Source organism: Pseudomonas sp. CH61 (assembly GCF_059429415.1).
This window is the reverse complement of record NZ_CM182098.1, coordinates 223778-241016: the sequence shown is the minus strand read 5'-3', so window position 1 is coordinate 241016 and position 17239 is coordinate 223778. Positions and strand designations below refer to the sequence as shown.

21 protein-coding genes are annotated in these 17239 nt (G+C 59.7%); 11 read left to right on the top strand and 10 right to left on the bottom strand.

Translation table 11 applies throughout. The features are described from left to right. Nucleotides 1-10 precede the first annotated feature (10 nt). From mlaD to AC5SEM_RS01005, 3 genes are read right to left on the bottom strand one after another with little or no spacing between them, the layout of a single operon-like run. Entirely contained in the window at nucleotides 11-478 is a 468-nt protein-coding gene (mlaD, locus tag AC5SEM_RS01015; protein ID WP_007912400.1) for an outer membrane lipid asymmetry maintenance protein MlaD, read from the bottom strand. Then, the gene (gene mlaE, locus AC5SEM_RS01010; RefSeq protein ID WP_007912402.1) at nucleotides 478-1275 is read right to left on the bottom strand and encodes a lipid asymmetry maintenance ABC transporter permease subunit MlaE; all 798 of its coding nucleotides are present in this window, start codon (nucleotides 1273-1275) and stop codon (nucleotides 478-480) included. The genes mlaD and mlaE overlap by 1 nt, the downstream gene beginning before the upstream one ends. Next, complete coding sequence (locus tag AC5SEM_RS01005) at nucleotides 1275-2084, bottom strand: ATP-binding cassette domain-containing protein (protein ID WP_495471977.1); 810 nt, start codon at nucleotides 2082-2084, stop codon at nucleotides 1275-1277. The genes mlaE and AC5SEM_RS01005 overlap by 1 nt, the downstream gene beginning before the upstream one ends. 275 nt (nucleotides 2085-2359) lie before the next feature. Here AC5SEM_RS01005 and AC5SEM_RS01000 point away from each other — a divergent pair, with 275 nt between their 5' ends. The 10 genes from AC5SEM_RS01000 to AC5SEM_RS00955 all read left to right on the top strand — a co-directional run bounded on the left by AC5SEM_RS01000 (nucleotide 2360) and on the right by AC5SEM_RS00955 (nucleotide 9383). Then, the gene (locus AC5SEM_RS01000) at nucleotides 2360-3334 is read left to right on the top strand and encodes a KpsF/GutQ family sugar-phosphate isomerase (protein ID WP_116029481.1); all 975 of its coding nucleotides are present in this window, start codon (nucleotides 2360-2362) and stop codon (nucleotides 3332-3334) included. Then, on the top strand, nucleotides 3334-3858 hold the full coding sequence (locus AC5SEM_RS00995; protein ID WP_495471976.1) for a KdsC family phosphatase: 525 nt from the start codon (nucleotides 3334-3336) through the stop codon (nucleotides 3856-3858). The genes AC5SEM_RS01000 and AC5SEM_RS00995 overlap by 1 nt, the downstream gene beginning before the upstream one ends. 8 nt (nucleotides 3859-3866) lie before the next feature. Further along, the gene (gene lptC / locus AC5SEM_RS00990; RefSeq protein ID WP_495471975.1) at nucleotides 3867-4439 is read left to right on the top strand and encodes an LPS export ABC transporter periplasmic protein LptC; all 573 of its coding nucleotides are present in this window, start codon (nucleotides 3867-3869) and stop codon (nucleotides 4437-4439) included. Next, a complete protein-coding gene (gene lptA / locus AC5SEM_RS00985; RefSeq protein ID WP_116029478.1) occupies nucleotides 4426-4971 on the top strand; it encodes a lipopolysaccharide transport periplasmic protein LptA in 546 nt (181 codons plus the stop codon). The genes lptC and lptA overlap by 14 nt, the downstream gene beginning before the upstream one ends. Beyond that, entirely contained in the window at nucleotides 4971-5696 is a 726-nt protein-coding gene (lptB, locus tag AC5SEM_RS00980) for an LPS export ABC transporter ATP-binding protein (RefSeq protein ID WP_008085069.1), read from the top strand. Before lptA ends, lptB begins: the two co-directional genes overlap by 1 nt. Nucleotides 5697-5883: 187 nt before the next feature. Then, nucleotides 5884-7374 carry an RNA polymerase factor sigma-54 gene (locus tag AC5SEM_RS00975; RefSeq protein ID WP_077571131.1) on the top strand — a complete coding sequence of 497 codons (1491 nt, stop codon included), beginning with the start codon at nucleotides 5884-5886 and terminating at the stop codon, nucleotides 7372-7374. Between the two features lie 73 nt (nucleotides 7375-7447). Next, nucleotides 7448-7756, top strand: a complete 309-nt coding sequence (gene hpf / locus AC5SEM_RS00970) for a ribosome hibernation-promoting factor, HPF/YfiA family (RefSeq protein ID WP_495471974.1) — start codon at nucleotides 7448-7450, stop codon at nucleotides 7754-7756. An 11-nt stretch (nucleotides 7757-7767) separates the two neighbouring features. After that, nucleotides 7768-8232, top strand: a complete 465-nt coding sequence (gene ptsN, locus AC5SEM_RS00965) for a PTS IIA-like nitrogen regulatory protein PtsN (RefSeq protein WP_116029477.1) — start codon at nucleotides 7768-7770, stop codon at nucleotides 8230-8232. Between the two features lie 2 nt (nucleotides 8233-8234). After that, a complete protein-coding gene (gene rapZ / locus AC5SEM_RS00960) occupies nucleotides 8235-9092 on the top strand; it encodes an RNase adapter RapZ (RefSeq protein ID WP_495471973.1) in 858 nt (285 codons plus the stop codon). Between the two features lie 15 nt (nucleotides 9093-9107). After that, the gene (locus tag AC5SEM_RS00955) at nucleotides 9108-9383 is read left to right on the top strand and encodes an HPr family phosphocarrier protein (protein ID WP_242205282.1); all 276 of its coding nucleotides are present in this window, start codon (nucleotides 9108-9110) and stop codon (nucleotides 9381-9383) included. A 94-nt stretch (nucleotides 9384-9477) separates the two neighbouring features. Here the strand turns inward: AC5SEM_RS00955 and AC5SEM_RS00950 are convergent, their stop codons facing one another. The 6 genes from AC5SEM_RS00950 to pmbA form a co-directional block, all read right to left on the bottom strand. Further along, entirely contained in the window at nucleotides 9478-10371 is an 894-nt protein-coding gene (locus AC5SEM_RS00950; protein ID WP_077571127.1) for a ZIP family metal transporter, read from the bottom strand. 30 nt (nucleotides 10372-10401) lie between these two features. Continuing rightward, entirely contained in the window at nucleotides 10402-11013 is a 612-nt protein-coding gene (locus AC5SEM_RS00945) for a superoxide dismutase (RefSeq protein WP_495473435.1), read from the bottom strand. A 1-nt stretch (nucleotide 11014) separates the two neighbouring features. Beyond that, entirely contained in the window at nucleotides 11015-11455 is a 441-nt protein-coding gene (locus AC5SEM_RS00940) for a DUF2753 family protein (protein ID WP_016984162.1), read from the bottom strand. A 27-nt stretch (nucleotides 11456-11482) separates the two neighbouring features. After that, a complete protein-coding gene (locus tag AC5SEM_RS00935; protein ID WP_495471972.1) occupies nucleotides 11483-12865 on the bottom strand; it encodes a class II fumarate hydratase in 1383 nt (460 codons plus the stop codon). A gap of 253 nt (nucleotides 12866-13118) precedes the next feature. After that, complete coding sequence (locus AC5SEM_RS00930) at nucleotides 13119-13514, bottom strand: FagA protein (RefSeq protein ID WP_116029471.1); 396 nt, start codon at nucleotides 13512-13514, stop codon at nucleotides 13119-13121. 251 nt (nucleotides 13515-13765) lie between these two features. After that, a complete protein-coding gene (pmbA, locus tag AC5SEM_RS00925; RefSeq protein WP_038357527.1) occupies nucleotides 13766-15112 on the bottom strand; it encodes a metalloprotease PmbA in 1347 nt (448 codons plus the stop codon). A 108-nt stretch (nucleotides 15113-15220) separates the two neighbouring features. Here pmbA and yjgA point away from each other — a divergent pair, with 108 nt between their 5' ends. Next, nucleotides 15221-15745, top strand: a complete 525-nt coding sequence (gene yjgA / locus AC5SEM_RS00920) for a ribosome biogenesis factor YjgA (RefSeq protein ID WP_007915377.1) — start codon at nucleotides 15221-15223, stop codon at nucleotides 15743-15745. Between the two features lie 51 nt (nucleotides 15746-15796). Here yjgA and tldD read toward each other — a convergent pair whose 3' ends face one another. Further along, a complete protein-coding gene (tldD, locus tag AC5SEM_RS00915; protein WP_007915374.1) occupies nucleotides 15797-17239 on the bottom strand; it encodes a metalloprotease TldD in 1443 nt (480 codons plus the stop codon).

The following is a 17239-nucleotide window of genomic DNA, read 5'->3' as shown; positions in this document are numbered from 1 at the left end:
CAAAAGCTCCTCATTTGGCGTCTTTGCTAACGGTATTGAGCAGGAATTTACCGATCAGGTCTTCCAGTACCAGTGACGACTGGGTGTCGTGAATGGTTCCACCATCCTTCAGCGGTTTGTCTTCCCCGCCGACGCTGATACCGATGTACTTCTCGCCCAGCAGACCAGCGGTCAGGATAGACGCTGTGGAGTCAGTCGGCAGGTTGTCGACCTTTTTATCCACTTGCAGGGTGACCCGACCGGTGAAGCTGTCGCGATCCAGATCGATCGCCGTGACCTTGCCGATGGTCACGCCGGCCATGGTCACTTTGGCTCTGACCGTCAAACCGGCGATATTGTCGAAATAGGCATACAGTTTATAGGTGTCGGTGGTCGACGTCGGAGACAGACCACTGACCCGCAAAGCAAGCAGCAACAAAGCCAGGATCCCTGCCAGCAGGAACAGGCCGACACCGATTTCCAGGGTGCGGTTTTGCATCAGAAATCTCCAAACATCAAAGCAGTCAGAATAAAGTCCAGGCCGAGCACTGCCAGCGAGGCAAATACCACGGTCTTGGTGGTGGCGCGACTGATGCCCTCGGAAGTGGGCTCACAGTCATAGCCTTGGAATACGGCGATCCAGGTCACGACAAAGGCGAAAACGATACTTTTGATTACGCCATTGAGCACGTCACTGGTGAAATTCACGCTGTTCTGCATGTTCGCCCAGTAAGAGCCTTCATACACACCCAGCCAGTCGACGGCCACCCACGAACCGCCCCAAATCCCGACCACGCTGAAAATCATCGCCAGCACTGGCAGGGAAATGAAACCGGCCCACAGGCGCGGGGCAATGATGTACTTGAGCGGATCGACGCCGATCATTTCCAGACTGGAAAGCTGTTCGGTGGATTTCATGTTGCCGATCTCGGCGGTCAGCGCCGAACCGGCACGACCGGCAAACAACAATGCCGTCACCACCGGACCGAGTTCACGCAACAGGGTCAGTGCAACCATCTGCCCCACCGCCTGCTCCGAACCGTAGCTCGACAGAATGCTGAAGCCCTGCAGCGCCAGCACCATGCCGATGAAGATCCCGGAAACGACGATGATCACCAGCGACATGACGCCGACTGAATGCAGCTGCTTGACCAGCAGACTGAAACCTCCGCTGATCCCGCCACGCCCCAGCAAGGCATGAAACAGGAACAGCGTCGCACGACCGAACACCGCGACGGCGTCGATCGCCGCCTCGCCGAACCGGCGCACGCGTTCTATTAATGAAATTCTGCGCATCAGCGCTTCCCCAGAAGATCTGCGCGGTAATCCGTCGCTGGAAAATGGTACGGCACCGGGCCATCGGGATCGCCGGTCATGAACTGACGGATACGCGGCTCGTCCGAGCTCATCAACTCGTCCGGCGTACCCTGCCCCAGCACCTGACCATCACCGACAACATAGATGTAGTCGGCGATGCTCGCGGTTTCAGCCAGATCGTGGGACACCACGATACTGGTAATCCCCAGCGCATCGTTGAGCAGACGGATCAATCGGACCAGCACGCCCATGGCGATCGGGTCCTGCCCGACGAACGGTTCGTCGTACATGAGGATCTGCGGATCGAGCGCAATCGCCCGCGCCAGTGCGACGCGGCGTTTCATGCCACCGGACAGCTCGTCCGGCATCAGCTCGATGGCACCGCGCAGACCGACCGCCTGCAGTTTGAGCAGGACGATGTCGCGGATCATTTCTTCCGGCAGATCGGTATGAACACGCAGGGGGAAAGCCACGTTCTCGAATACATCGAGATCGGTGAACAGCGCGCCGCTTTGAAACAGCACACCCATGTGCTTTCGCGCATCGAACAGATCGCTGCGCGAAAGCACAGGCAGGTTCTGGCCGTTGACCCAGACTTCGCCGCTGGCAGGGCGCAATTGTGCGCCCATCAATCGCAGCAGCGTGGTCTTGCCACACCCGGAAGGCCCCATGATGCCGGTGACCTTGCCGCGCGGGATGCGAATATCGACGTTATTGAAAATGCTGCGCGCACCGCGCTTGAAGGAAACTCCCTTCAGCTCGACCGCGTAGGCGTTATCGGCACTCATCTAAACTCCTTGCGATGCAGCCTCTCACTCGGACGCCTGTCTTTACTTAAAAAGTACGTACATCCCGGGCAGGCCGAACTGGCGGCGAACTATATCACTGCAAAGGCTACGCGCCCAAGGCTTGTACCAGCCTGAGTTCGGCGATATGACAGGTCCGCAGGCTCTTTTACCGGGTTTTGGTAACGAGTAATGACAAAGCACGACGAACTTGCGTGAGGCTTTGCCACATAACCGCTATAATCGCCGCCTTTTCATCGGGCTATACGATTTCTGACATGAGCCAATCCAGCGACCTGATTCAATCGGCACAACGCACCATCCAACTCGAAGTGGAAGCCGTACAAGGCTTGTTGCCCCATATCGACGCCGATTTCGTACGCGCTTGCGAGATGATTCTGGCCAGTAAAGGCCGTGTAGTCGTGGTCGGCATGGGCAAATCCGGGCACATCGGCAACAAGATTGCCGCGACCCTGGCCAGCACCGGCACCCCGGCATTTTTCGTACACCCGGCCGAGGCCAGCCATGGCGACATGGGCATGATCACCCGCGACGACGTGATCCTGGCCCTGTCGAACTCCGGCTCGACCAATGAAATCGTTACCCTGCTGCCGCTGATCAAGCGTCTGGGCATCCAGCTCATCAGCGTCACCGGCAACCCGCAATCGCCACTGGCCAAGGCGGCCGAGGTCAATCTCAACGTTCACGTCGAGCATGAAGCCTGCCCGCTGAACCTGGCCCCGACCTCGTCGACGACCGCAGCACTGGTCATGGGCGATGCGCTGGCCGTCGCGCTGCTGGAAGCACGCGGTTTCACTGCTGAAGACTTCGCGTTCTCGCACCCGGGCGGAGCCTTGGGCCGCCGCCTGCTGCTGAAAGTGGAAAACGTCATGCACGCCGGACAGGAATTGCCGCAAGTACAACGCGGCACACTGCTCAAGGACGCATTGATGGAAATGACCCGTAAAGGTCTGGGCATGACCGTCATCCTTGAAACGGACGGAAAACTGGCTGGGATCTTCACCGACGGCGACTTGCGCCGCACGCTGGATCGCAGCATCGACATTCGCACCGCAACTATCGACCAGGTGATGACGGCCCACGGCAAGACTGCCCGCCCGGAAATGCTGGCCGCCGAAGCCCTGAAAATCATGGAAGATCACCGAATCAATGCATTGGTAGTCGTAGACGAGGAAGACCGCCCGGTCGGCGCCTTCAACCTCTCCGATCTGCTGCGCGCAGGAGTCATGTAATGAGCAAAGATCTGCTGCAACGCGGCAAAGCGATCAAACTGGCAGTTTTCGACGTCGATGGCGTCCTCACTGACGGTCGCCTGTACTTCCTTGAAGACGGCGGCGAATTCAAGACCTTCAACACCCTCGACGGTCAAGGCATCAAAATGCTGATGAACGCCGGCGTGCAGACCGCTATCATCAGCGGCCGCAAGACCCCGGTGGTCGAACGTCGAGCGAAAAACCTGGGCATTCCCCACCTGTTTCAGGGCCGCGAAGACAAATTGGTCGTTCTCGACGGCCTGCTTGAGCAACTGGGCCTAAGCTATGAAGAGGTCGCCTATCTCGGTGACGACCTGCCCGACCTGCCGGTGATCCGCCGTGTTGGCCTGGGCATGGCGGTTGCCAACGCTGCCGATTTCGTCCGCGAACACGCCCATGGCGTCACCCGCGCCCGTGGTGGCGAAGGCGCCGCCCGCGAATTCTGCGAATTGATCCTGCGCGCCCAGGGCCGCCTCGATGCGGCCCACGCCGCGTACCTGTGAGCCAAACCATGTTCAGCAAAAAATTTCGCAACTTCCTGCTGTTCGGCTGCATCGCGGCGATATTCGCCGCAGTGGGCTACTGGAACATCAGCCCAGAACGCTTTCTCGACAAACCGCCGGTTACGTCGATCGAGACACCTATCGACTGGTATGCAACCAACACGCATACCCTGCAATACCTGCCGGATGGCAAGGTGCAGTATGAAATGACGTCCGAAAAAGCCGAGCACGTGAAGGCAACCGACGTCACGCTCGTGACCAAACCGGACCTGAACATGTATCGCGGAACGGATTTTCCGTGGCACGTGACCAGTGAGCGCGGTGAAGTGAACTCAGGCGGCACCGAAGTCGAACTGATCGATTCGGTACGCGTGCAGCGCACCGATGAGAAAAACCGCGGCACCCTGATCACCAGCACCCGCATGACCGTGTTCCCGCAGCAGGAATATGCGCAGACCGAGCAACCCGTTAGAATCGACGGCGCTGGCGGTGTATCGACCGGCGTTGGAATGAAAGCGTACCTGAAGGAAAGCAGGATACACCTGCTATCGAACGTAAGAGGACAGTATGAGGCTCGTTAAAACCCTCCCTATTTTGCTCAGTCTGGGCGCAGCACTGGGAAGCGTGAGCGCCTGGGCTCTGCCGAACGATCAGCAGCAACCTATCCGCATTCAGGCCGACGACGCCCAACTGGATGACAAGAACGGCATCGCCACCTACAAGGGCGACGTGATCATCACCCAAGGCTCGATGAAGGTGACCGGTAATACCGTGACCATCACCCGCACCCCGGCCGGCGATATCGACGTGGTGACTTCGGTGGGCAACCTTGCCTACTTCGAACAACTGCAGACCGCTGGCGACACCAAGCCGGTTCAGGGCTGGGGCGTGACGATCCAGTACCATGCTGCGCAGAATCGCGTCGTGCTGATCGACAAGGCCAAGGTTGTCGACAAGGACAACAACACGACGCAAGGCGAGAAAATCGTCTATGACACCGTGAAGAAACTGGCCAGCGCCGGTCGCGCTACCGGCAGCAAGGTTACCGAGTCGCGTCCGCGCATCGACATGGTGATCCAGCCGAAGAAGAAAACCGACGAGAAAACCCAGTAATGGCAACTCTGAAAGCTCAGCACCTGGCCAAGGCCTATAAAAGCCGCCAGGTCGTGCGTGATGTCAGCCTGTCGATCGACAGCGGCCAGATCGTCGGCCTGCTCGGCCCGAACGGTGCCGGCAAGACCACCTGCTTCTACATGATCGTCGGCTTGGTACAGGCCGATCAGGGCCGCGTACTGATCGATGATCTGGACGTCAGCCACCAGCCAATGCACGGCCGTGCAAAGGCTGGCATCGGCTATCTGCCGCAAGAAGCGTCGATCTTCCGCAAACTGTCGGTGGCCGACAACATCATGGCCATCCTCGAGACCCGTCAGGAACTCGACAAGGCCGGTCGCCGCAAAGAGCTGGAAAGCCTGCTGCAGGAATTCCACATCAGCCACATCCGCGACAACCTCGGCATGAGCCTGTCCGGTGGTGAACGCCGCCGGGTGGAAATCGCTCGCGCGCTGGCAACGGCACCGAAATTCATCCTGCTCGACGAACCGTTTGCCGGTGTCGACCCGATCTCGGTCGGCGACATCAAGCAGATCATCCACCACCTCAAGGCCAAAGGCATCGGTGTGCTGATCACCGACCACAACGTTCGTGAGACGCTGGATATCTGCGAAACCGCTTACATCGTCAACGATGGTCAGTTGATTGCCGAGGGCGATGCAGAAACCATCCTGGCCAACGATCTGGTCAAGGAAGTGTATCTGGGCCACGAGTTCCGCCTGTAAGCGCAACAGTGCCCGGTGCGCCGCCCGGGCGCTGTATCGATTCAAGCAGGATTTAATACGCTTTAATTGTTACAGCGCTCTAGGCAAACACTTCAGTTTCAGGCATATAATTTGCTTAAGTTTGGCGCTCCGGCGCCCTGTAGTGGATGGCGCATAGCGCCGGCGAATAAGGTGTTAAGCCCCTGCCATGAAACCATCGCTAGTCTTGAGAATGGGCCAGCAGCTGACGATGACACCGCAGCTGCAACAGGCCATCCGCCTGCTCCAATTGTCGACCCTGGATCTGCAACAGGAAATCCAGGAGGCGCTGGAATCCAATCCGATGCTCGAACGCCAGGAAGAAGGCGACGACTTCGACAATTCCGACCCCATGGCCGACAACGCCGAACAGAAGCCCACCGAAATCCAGGAACCCTCCTATCAGGAAACCGCGCCGACGGTGGACAACCTCGAGGACGGCGAATGGAACGAGCGCATCCCCAACGAGCTTCCGGTCGACACGGCCTGGGAAGACGTCTACCAGACCAGCGCCAGCAGCCTGCCCAGCAGCGACGATGACGAGTGGGATTTCACCACACGCACGTCCGCCGGCGAGAGCCTGCAAAGCCACCTGCTATGGCAACTGAACCTTGCACCGATGTCCGACACCGATCGCCTGATCGCCGTGACCCTGATCGATTGCATCAACAATCAGGGCTACCTGGACGAAACCCTCGAAGAGATCCTTGAGGCGTTCGACCCGGAACTGGACATCGAACTGGACGAAATCGAAGCCGTCCTGCACCGCATCCAGCAGTTCGAACCGGCCGGCATCGGCGCGCGCAATCTCGGCGAATGCCTGCTGCTGCAATTGCGCCAGTTGTCGGCCAAGACACCTTGGCTGGCTGAAGCGAAACGTCTGGTCAGCGATTACATCGACCTGCTTGGCAGCCGCGACTACAGCCAGTTGATGCGGCGCATGAAGCTCAAGGAAGACGAACTGCGTCAGGTCATCGAGCTGGTGCAAAGCCTTAATCCGCGCCCGGGTTCGCAGATCGAGTCAACCGAAGCCGAATACGTCGTGCCCGACGTGATCGTGCGCAAGGACAACGAACGCTGGCTGGTCGAACTCAATCAGGAATCGGTGCCACGCCTGCGCGTCAACGCCCAGTACGCTGGTTTCGTCCGCCGCGCCGACACCAGTGCCGACAACACCTTCATGCGCAACCAGTTGCAGGAAGCTCGCTGGTTCATCAAGAGCCTGCAGAGCCGCAACGAAACCCTGATGAAAGTTGCCACCCAGATCGTCGAGCATCAGCGCGGTTTTCTGGAGTACGGCGACGAAGCGATGAAGCCGTTGGTCCTGCATGACATCGCTGAAGCGGTCGGCATGCACGAATCGACGATTTCACGGGTGACCACGCAGAAATTCATGCATACCCCGCGCGGTATTTATGAGCTGAAATACTTTTTCTCCAGCCACGTCAGCACCTCCGAAGGCGGCGAATGCTCGTCCACGGCGATCCGCGCGATCATCAAAAAACTGGTTGCTGCGGAAAATCAGAAAAAGCCGTTGAGTGACAGCAAGATCGCTGGTTTACTGGAGGCACAAGGCATTCAGGTGGCTCGCCGCACCGTCGCCAAGTACCGCGAATCCCTCGGGATCGCGCCTTCGAGCGAACGCAAGCGGTTGATGTAAGCCACGTTACAGCGTTCCAGTGGCAGGCTATCCAGCCTGCCGCTTTATGCACTGGCAACGAAGGAGAAGCTGTATGCAAGTCAACATCAGTGGACACCAACTGGAAGTGACCGAACCTCTGCGCGACTACATCAACGAAAAACTCGACCGATTAGAGCGCCATTTCGACAAGATCACCAACGTGCAAGTCACGATGTGCGTCGAAAAGCTGAAGCAGAAAATCGAAGCCACCTTGCATATTCCCGGCGGAGAAGTGGTTGCCAATGCCGAGCATGACGACATGTATGCCGCCATTGACCTGCTGACCGACAAGCTGGATCGCCAACTCAAAAAGCATAAGGAAAAGACCCAAAGCCTCCTCCAGGGCGCGACAGGTCGATAACCCCCCATTCCATGATCCGACTTGAAAGTATCCTGACCCCCGGCCGTTCCCTTGTGAACGTGCCGGGCGGCAGTAAAAAGAAAGCCCTCGAACAAATTGCCAACCTGATCGCCCGCGAAGTGCCGGATCTGGCCATGCAGGATGTCTTCGAGGCGTTGATTGCCCGTGAAAAACTCGGTTCCACCGGTTTTGGTAACGGCATCGCCATCCCCCATTGCCGCCTCAAGGGTTGCCAAGCGCCGATCAGCGCGCTGATGCACCTTGACGCTCCGATCGATTTCGACGCCATTGACGGCGCTCCGGTTGACCTGCTGTTTGTTTTGCTGGTCCCGGAAGCCGCCACCGATGCGCATCTGGAGTTGCTACGTCAGATCGCCAGCATGCTGGATCGTAAGGAAGTGCGCGAACAGCTGCGTAGCGCACCGAGTAGCGAAGCCTTGTATCAGGTCGTCCTGAGCGAGCAGAACGGGCATTAATCATGCGTTTGATCATCGTCAGCGGCCGTTCCGGCTCGGGTAAAAGTACGGCTCTGGATGTCCTTGAGGACAACGGCTATTACTGCATCGACAACCTGCCCGCAGGCTTGCTGCCGGAACTCGCCGAACGTGCGCTGATTCATACTGAGCTGGCGCAACCGCTGGTGGCCGTGTCGATCGATGCGCGTAACCTGCCGAGTCATCTGACGCGCTTTCCCGAGCTGCTCGAAGACGTCCGGGCCAAGCACATCCAGTGCGATGTCCTGTATCTGGACGCCGACGAAGAAACCTTGCTCAAGCGTTTCTCCGAAACCCGCCGTCGCCACCCGCTGAGCAACGCCAATCGCTCGCTGGCCGAAGCGATCCAGGATGAAACCGCCCTGCTCGGCCCGATCGCCGACCTCGCCGACCTGAAGATCAACACCACCAATCTGAACCTGTATCAGCTGCGCGACTCCATCAAGCTGCGCCTGCTGAATCAGCCAGAGCCGGGCACCGCGTTTCTGGTCGAGTCATTTGGCTTCAAGCGCGGCATGCCGGTGGATGCAGATCTGGTGTTCGACGTGCGCTGCCTGCCCAATCCGTACTGGAAGCCGGAACTGCGTGCGCAATCGGGTCTCGATGCGCCGGTGGCCGAGTACCTCGCGGCGCAGCCGGAGGTCGAAGAAATGTTTCAGGACATCGTCACCTACCTGCACAAATGGTTACCGCGCTTTGCCGCGAGCAACCGTGCCTACGTCACCATTGCCATTGGCTGCACCGGCGGACACCATCGCTCCGTCTACCTGACCGAACGCCTGGGTCAGGCCCTGCAGAAAACCCTGAAGAACGTCCAGGTTCGCCACCGCGACCTCACTTAAAGGATTCACACCGCGATGCCTGCTCTGGAAATCGAAATCATCAACAAGCTGGGCCTGCATGCCCGCGCATCGGCCAAGTTTGTCGGGGTGGCCGGGCAGTATCCGGATTGCACGATCAGAGTAGGCCGCACGCCAGAGACCACGGTTGACGGTAAAAGCATCATGGCAATGATGATGCTGGCAGCTGGCAAGGGCACCAGAATCTATCTGAGTACTGAAGGGCATCAGGAACAGGAAGCGCTGGATGCGCTGGTGGCGCTGATCAACAACTATTTCGACGAAGGTGGCTGACAGCCAAAATCAAAAGATCGCAGCCTTCGGCAGCTCCTGCATTGGAATGCGTTCCCTGTAGGAACTGCCGAAGGCTGCGATCTTTTGATCTGCTTCAGCCCAACGCCGTATCCATCACCATCATCAGACAAAACCCGATCAACAGGCCAAGGCTGGCCAGTTTGTCATGACCATGGCGTCGTGATTCCGGGATGACCTCGTGGGTCACCACCAGCAACATTGCCCCCGCCGCCAGTGCCAGACCTAATGGCAGCAGCACCTGCGCCAGACCGACCAGCCACGCACACAGCAACGCAAACACCGGTTCGACCAGACCTGACGCCGCGCCGATCAGGAACGCCTTGACCCGCGACATTCCTGCCCCGGCCAATACCAGCGCAATCACCAGACCTTCCGGCACATCCTGCAGGGCAATGCCCATGGCCAGACTGTCCGCGTCCGGCATGCCGCCGCCAGCGGAGACGCCGACGGCCATGCCTTCCGGGATGTTATGGGCAATGATGGCGAACACGAACAGCCAGATCCGTGGCGGAATCACCGGATGCTCGACGGTGCCGACGAGCATTTCCGGGGAAGCGCCGGAAACCCTGCGATCGACCAGATACAGCCCGAACGCCCCGAGCATGATGCCGAAGCAGATCAAGCCACTGGCGCCCCACGGAGTCAGACCCAGGCTTTCGGCGGCAGCGATACCCGGCACGATCAGCGAAAACGCCGTCGCCGCCAGCATCACCCCGGCGCCAAAACCCAGCAAGGTATCGCTGAGTGCCTGCGGCATGCGCCGAATCACCAGCACCGGCACCGCGCCAAGCGCCGTGCCGAGGGCGCAGATCGCGCCGCCCTGCAACGCCCGCGACAGCCTCGGCTCGAGATTCAGCCATTCCAGGCCGTGAGCGACCAGCAAGGTCATGCCCGCCAACAGCAACAGCGATCCCACTGCGTAACGAAACATACGCCCACTTCCGATCGCCAGTGTTTCAGTGCCCATAGTCAGCCTTGGATTGTTTTTATAGAAGACTTAAACCAGTGCGGCCTGATAGCGCGCAGCCACTTCAGGCCAATTGATCACGTTGTAGAACGCATTGATGTATTCCGGGCGACGGTTCTGATAGCGCAGGTAATAGGCGTGCTCCCAGACGTCGAGACCGAGGATCGGCGTGTTGCCATTCATCAACGGGCTGTCCTGATTGCCGCTGCTTTCCACGATCAGTTTTTTCTCCGGGGTCACGCTGAGCCAGGCCCAGCCGCTGCCGAAGCGGGTCAGCGCGGCTTTGGTGAACGCTTCCTTGAAACTGTCGAGACCACCCAGTTGCTCATCAATCGCCTTGGCCAACGCGCCATCCGGTTTACCGCCGCCGTTGGGCACCATCACTTCCCAGAACAGCGAATGGTTGGCGTGACCGCCGCCCTGATTGATCACTGCCGCACGGAGTTTTTCCGGCAGATCCTTAACGCTGGCGACCAGTTTTTCTACCGGCCACTCAGCGTATTCAGTGCCGTCTACCGCCGCGTTGAGGTTGTTGATGTAGGTCTGGTGATGCTTGGTGTAGTGAATCTCCATGGTTTGCGCATCGATATGCGGTTCGAGGGCGTCGTAGGCGTAAGGCAAGGCAGGCAAGGTAAAAGCCATTTCAATGGACTCCATGGTGATGTGGGGCAGGCGCGCGGCGCGCATTGCCGGTATCCGGGTGCAGCAGGCGCTGGGTGCGCGGGTATTCGCCGTGTTCACTGATGAAATTCAGCAGCTCGACGTAGGTCTTGCTGCTCTGGCGCAGCGCTGCTTCACGCAAGGCCAGGCGCTGACGTTCGTCCTGCATGGTCTGCAACAGTCGTTGATGGATCGCGCAGAGGTATTCGGCGCTCTCCTCCGGCTGGTTCAGGCGCAAGTGCAGATCCGCCAGGTTGTGGTGAGAAATGACGCAGGCCGCCACCGCTTCGTCGGCATCCGCCCAGCGTTCGAATAACACTTGCGCCAGGGCCAGGGCTTGCAGGTAAGCCTCACGGGCGTCGATCAATTCGCCGAGCATGAAGCAGCGATTGGCCCGTTCGATCGTGCGTTTCCAGTGCTCCATGGTGAGCCTCCAAAGCGGTTGCAGGTTTTACACGCCGCCGGCGGTGAGTTTCTCGGGATTGAGCAACTCTTCCAGCTGGCTGCGCGACAGGTCGGTATGCTCGAGGGCGACGTCGATCACCGCGCGACCTTCCTTGTAGGCCTGCTTGGCGATTTCGGCGGCTTTCTGGTAACCGATAATCGGGTTGAGCGCGGTGACCAGAATCGGGTTGCGCGACAACGCCTCTTTCAAGCGCGACTCGTTGACCTTGAAGCTGGCGATGGCTTTGTCGCCGAGCAGGCGGCTGGAGTTGGCCAGCAGTTCGATGCTGCTCAACAGGTTTTGCGCGATGATCGGCAGCATCACGTTGAGTTCGAAGTTGCCCGACTGGCCGGCAATGGTGATCACCGAATCGTTACCGATGACTTGCGCGGCGACCATGGCGGTGGCTTCCGGAATCACCGGATTGACCTTGCCGGGCATGATCGACGAGCCCGGTTGCAAGGCCTCCAGTTCGATTTCGCCGAGGCCAGCGAGCGGGCCGGAGTTCATCCAGCGCAGGTCGTTGGCGATTTTCATCAGCGACACGGCCGTGGCTTTAAGCTGGCCAGAGACGGCGACGGCGGTGTCTTGCGAGCCGATCAGCGCGAACAGATCCTTGCCCGGGGTGAATTGCACGTCGGTCAACTGGCTCAACTGACGGCTGAAACGTGCGGCGAACTCAGGATGCGCGTTGATCCCGGTGCCCACCGCCGTACCGCCCTGCGCCAGCGATTGCAGACTCGGCAGCAAATCCTGCAGGTGGCCGATGTTGGCCTTGAGCTGCTGCGCCCAGCCATTGAGTACCTGGCTCATGCGCACTGGCATCGCGTCCATCAAATGCGTGCGGCCGGTTTTGACGTGGTGATGTACCTGCTCGGCTTTGTGCTCTATTACTTGCACCAGATGCAACAGCGCCGGCAGCAATTGTTCGTGCAGGGCCAGCGCAGCGCTGACGTGGATGGTGGACGGGATGATGTCGTTGCTGCTTTGGCCACAGTTGACGTGATCGTTGGCGTTGACCGGCTCACCGAGCAGGCGACTGGCGAGGGTGGCGATCACTTCGTTGGCGTTCATGTTGGAACTTGTGCCGGAGCCGGTCTGGAAGATGTCCACCGGGAAATGCTGCATGAAATCGCCTTCGAGCAAACCTTGCGCGGCGTCGCTGATGGCTTTGCCCTGCGCGGCAGTGATCTGGCTGAGTTCGACGTTGGCGCGGGCTGCGGCGGCTTTGGCGAGGATCAGCGCGCGGATGAATTGCGTCGGCATCGGTTTGCCGCTGATCGGGAAGTTATCCACCGCGCGCTGGGTTTGCGCGCCGTAGAGAGCGTCCACCGGCACCTGCAGTTCGCCCATGCTGTCGCGCTCAATACGTGTCTGAGGGTCTGCCATCAGTTATTTCCTATGTCGCGTTGTGTATGAAAGCGGGCCAGGCAAGGCGCAGTCCGCTGGTAATGGTTTTTCCCTTGCCAAGGACTGCAACGCAGTCTGGCCCGCTTTCAGACACAACCCGGAGGGCCGCGCCTGCTGTTGCGCAGGGCTGCGTTGCTCGGAGCTTATTTGGAACGACCAAACCTCACTCCTCGCGCCTTGCCCTGCGCAACAGCAGGCGCGGCGCGGCATAGGAAATAACTGATGGCAGACCCTACTCATCGGTAAATCCTTGGACTAATTCAATGAGAGGAATCGAGGGAAGCAGTTCGCAAGTGGCGAGCTGCCAGGTGTAGCGTTGCCAGCGGTTGAGCCGGCATTTGCACAGGGACAGGCGCTCCATTTCACGCAGCGGGCGCCAGGCTTGATCGAGACAGAAGCTGCGCCAGTGCCACGGCAAGGCGATGTCGGTGGCCGTGTCGAGCAGCAAACGGAAGGAGGTTTCAGCGATGGTCCAGGGAGACGTTGCCGTACAACAGGCCAGATACCGGCCTTCGGCCAGATAGTGTTCGATCAGGCGCGGCTCGTCGGGATCCATCGCGCAACGGATCTGGCGACTCATCCAGCGCCAGCTTTCGAGGTACGGCTGCTCGTGCAAGGCAGAACTCATGATCCGGGGCTCATCCGATAATGAGATTTATTATTAGATGATAATGAGAACCAAAACAAGAGCACCGAACGATGCAGATTTCAGGGTGGGAGCGAGCCTGCTCGCGAAGGCGTCGTGTCAGTCACCCTGGCGGTCGGCAGTAAAATCGCTTTCGCGAGCAGGCTCGCTCCCACATTGGTTTTGTGTGGAGCCAATAAAAAAGGCGCGCCACCCGATCAGGTGGCGCGCCTTTTGTGTAGGACGGCTGGGGTTTAGCTGCCCGCGACGGTCATCCGTTCGATCAACACCGAACCTGTGCGAATGTTGCTGCGCAGCTCCAGGTCATTACCCACCGCTACGATCTGCTTGAACATGTCGCGCATGTTGCCGGCGATGGTCACTTCCTGCACCGCAAACTGGATTTCACCGTTCTCGACCCAGAAACCTGCTGCACCACGCGAATAATCGCCGGTGACCATGTTCAAGCCATGGCCCATCAGTTCGGTGACCAGCAACCCGCGACCCATGCGCTTCAACAGCGCCGCCTGGTCTTCGTCGCCGTGGGTGACGAACAGGTTGTGCACGCCACCCGCGTTAGCGGTGCTCGGCATACCCAGTTTGCGTCCGGAGTAAGTGCCGAGGATGTACGACACCAACTCGCCTTTTTCGACGAAAGGTTTGGCATACGTCGCCAGACCATCACCGTCGTACGAAGCACTGCCCATAGCGCGCATCAGATGCGGACGCTCATCGATGGTCAGCCATTCCGGGAACAGCTTTTGCCCCAGAGTGCCTTCAAGAAACGACGATTTACGATACAGACTGCCGCCAGACACCGCCGAAAGGAAACTGCCAAACAGCCCCCCCGCCAGCTCTGCGGAAAACAGCACCGGCACCTCGCAGGTCGGCACCGGACGCGCGCCGAGACGGCTTGCCGCCCGTTGCGCAGCACGCTGACCGATGCTCACCGGATCGGCCAGCAGTTCTCCCTGACGGCTCACGTCATACCAGTAATCACGCTGCATCTGGCCATCAGCCTCGGCGATCATCACGCAACTCAGGCTGTGCCGAGTCGAGGCATATCCACCGATAAAACCGTGGCTGTTGCCGTAAACGCGGCAGCCCTGATGGGTGCTGAGGGTGGTGCCATCGGCGTTCTTGATCCGCGCATCGGCGTCGAATGCTGCCGCCTCACAGAGCAGAGCCTTCTCGATAGCTTGCTCCGGAGTGATGTCCCATTCATGGAACAGATCGAAATCCTGTTGCTCGCGGGCCATCAGCGCAGCGTCAGCCAGGCCCGAAGCTTCGTCTTCCGAGGTATGTTTGGCGATGGCCAGTGCCGCAGCAACGGTCTCGCGAATCGCATCCGGGCCGGTTGCCGAGGTGCTGGCCGAGCCTTTGCGCTGACCTACATACAGCGTGATGCCAAAGCCCTGATCGCGGTTGAATTCGACCGTTTCGACTTCGCGCTGGCGCACCGAGGTCGACAGACCCTGCTCGAGCGACACGGCTACTTCGCAGGCGCTGGCGCCCTGACGCTTGGCTTCGGCGATGATCTGCTCGACTTGTTCCTGCAGTGCCGGCAATGCCTGCGGGCCGACGCTTTGAACTGCACTCATGCTCATCTCCACTCAAATTCTGCTTTCGGCTAGGGTCATCGAGCGACCGGGCCGGACAAGCGGCCCCCGACTGGTTATCATGGCGGCGTTTCTTTGCGGACTGCCACCATGGTTGATTCTTACGACGACTCCCTCGATACGGGAGAAAAAAGCAAATCTCAGGTCAAACGCGAGCTGCATGCTCTGGTTGACCTCGGCGAGCGCCTGACAACACTCAAGCCTGACTTGATCGCAAAACTGCCGCTGACCGACGCCATGCGCCGGGCCTTGGCCGATGCGCCCAAGCACACCGCGAACATCGCGCGTAAACGGCACTTGCAGTTCATCGGCAAACTGATGCGCGATCAGGACACTGACGCGATTCTGACCTTGCTCGATCAACTCGATGCCTCCACTCGCCAGTACAACGAGCGTTTCCACAATCTCGAACGCTGGCGTGATCGCCTGATCGCGGGCGACGATGCCGTGCTGGAAAAATTCGTCGTCGAGTACCCGGACGCCGATCGCCAGCAACTGCGTTCCCTGATCCGTCAGGCTCAGCACGAGGTTGCGCAAAACAAACCTCCTGCTTCCAGCCGCAAGATCTTCAAGTACATCCGTGAGCTGGACGAGACTCAACGCGGCCTGCGTTGATATTCGCCACCGGGTGGTCGCCCTGCGCGCCACCCGAAGCTCCACCTCTTCTTATGCGCCCGTGCCACCCACGGTGATCGCATCGATCTTCAACGTCGGCTGACCGACGCCTACCGGCACCGATTGCCCATCCTTGCCGCACGTGCCCACACCGCTGTCCAGCGCCAGATCATTACCGACCATCGACACCCGGCTCATCGCCTCGGGGCCGTTGCCGATCAACGTCGCGCCTTTGACCGGCGCAGTGATCTTGCCGTCTTCGATCAGGTACGCCTCGCTGGTGGAGAACACGAACTTGCCGCTGGTGATGTCGACCTGACCGCCGCCGAGGTTGGCGCAGTAGATACCTTTCTTCACCGAAGCAATGATTTCCGCCGGATCGCTTTCGCCACCGAGCATGTAGGTGTTGGTCATACGCGGCATCGGCAGATGCGCATAGGACTCACGACGACCGTTACCGGTGCGGGCCACGCCCATCAGGCGCGCGTTGAGCTTGTCCTGCATGTAGCCCTTGAGTACGCCGTTTTCGATCAGCGTGGTGCACTCGGTCGGGGTGCCTTCGTCATCGACGCTGAGCGAACCGCGACGGCCGCTCAAGGTGCCATCATCGACGATAGTGCAAAGTTTCGAGGCAACCATTTCACCCATGCGCCCGCTGTAGGCGGAGCTGCCCTTGCGGTTGAAATCGCCTTCCAGACCGTGGCCGACCGCCTCATGCAGCAGCACCCCAGACCAGCCCGAACCCAACACCACCGGCAACGTACCGGCCGGTGCCGGAATCGCTTCCAGATTCACCAGCGCCTGGCGCAGCGCCTCACGGGCATAGCCCATGGCGCGGTCTTCGGCGAGGAAATAACGGTAATCGGTTCGCCCGCCGCCGCCATGCCCGCCACGCTCGCGGCGACCATTCTGTTCAACGATGACGCTGACGTTGAAGCGCACCAGTGGCCGCACATCCGCCGCCAGACCGCCGTCGGTCGACGCCACCAGAATCCGCTCCCACACACCCGCCATGCTGACGCTGACCTGCTGGATGCGCGGATCGAGTGCGCGGGTCGCAACGTCGATGCGTTTGAGCAGTTCGACTTTCTCGGCACGAGTCAGCACTTCCAACGGGTTATCCGGCGCGTATAACTGGGCAACGTCTTGAGTGGTGAACGCCTGTACCGTGCCGTTCTGACCCGCACGGGAGATCGAACGCGCGGCACGGGCCGCTGCGCCGAGGGCTTCGAGGGTGATCGCGTTACTGTAGGCAAAACCGGTTTTCTCACCGGACTGCGCGCGTACGCCGACACCCTGGTCGAGGTTGAAGCTGCCTTCCTTGACGATGCCGTCTTCCAGCGCCCAAGACTCGGAGATCTGGCCCTGGAAATACAGGTCGGCTGCATCGATGCCGGGGCCGGCCAGATCACCGAGCACGCCTTGCAGACTCTCGATCGTCACGCCGCCGGGCGCCAACAGGTGATCACTGACTGAGGACAACAACTCGCTCAT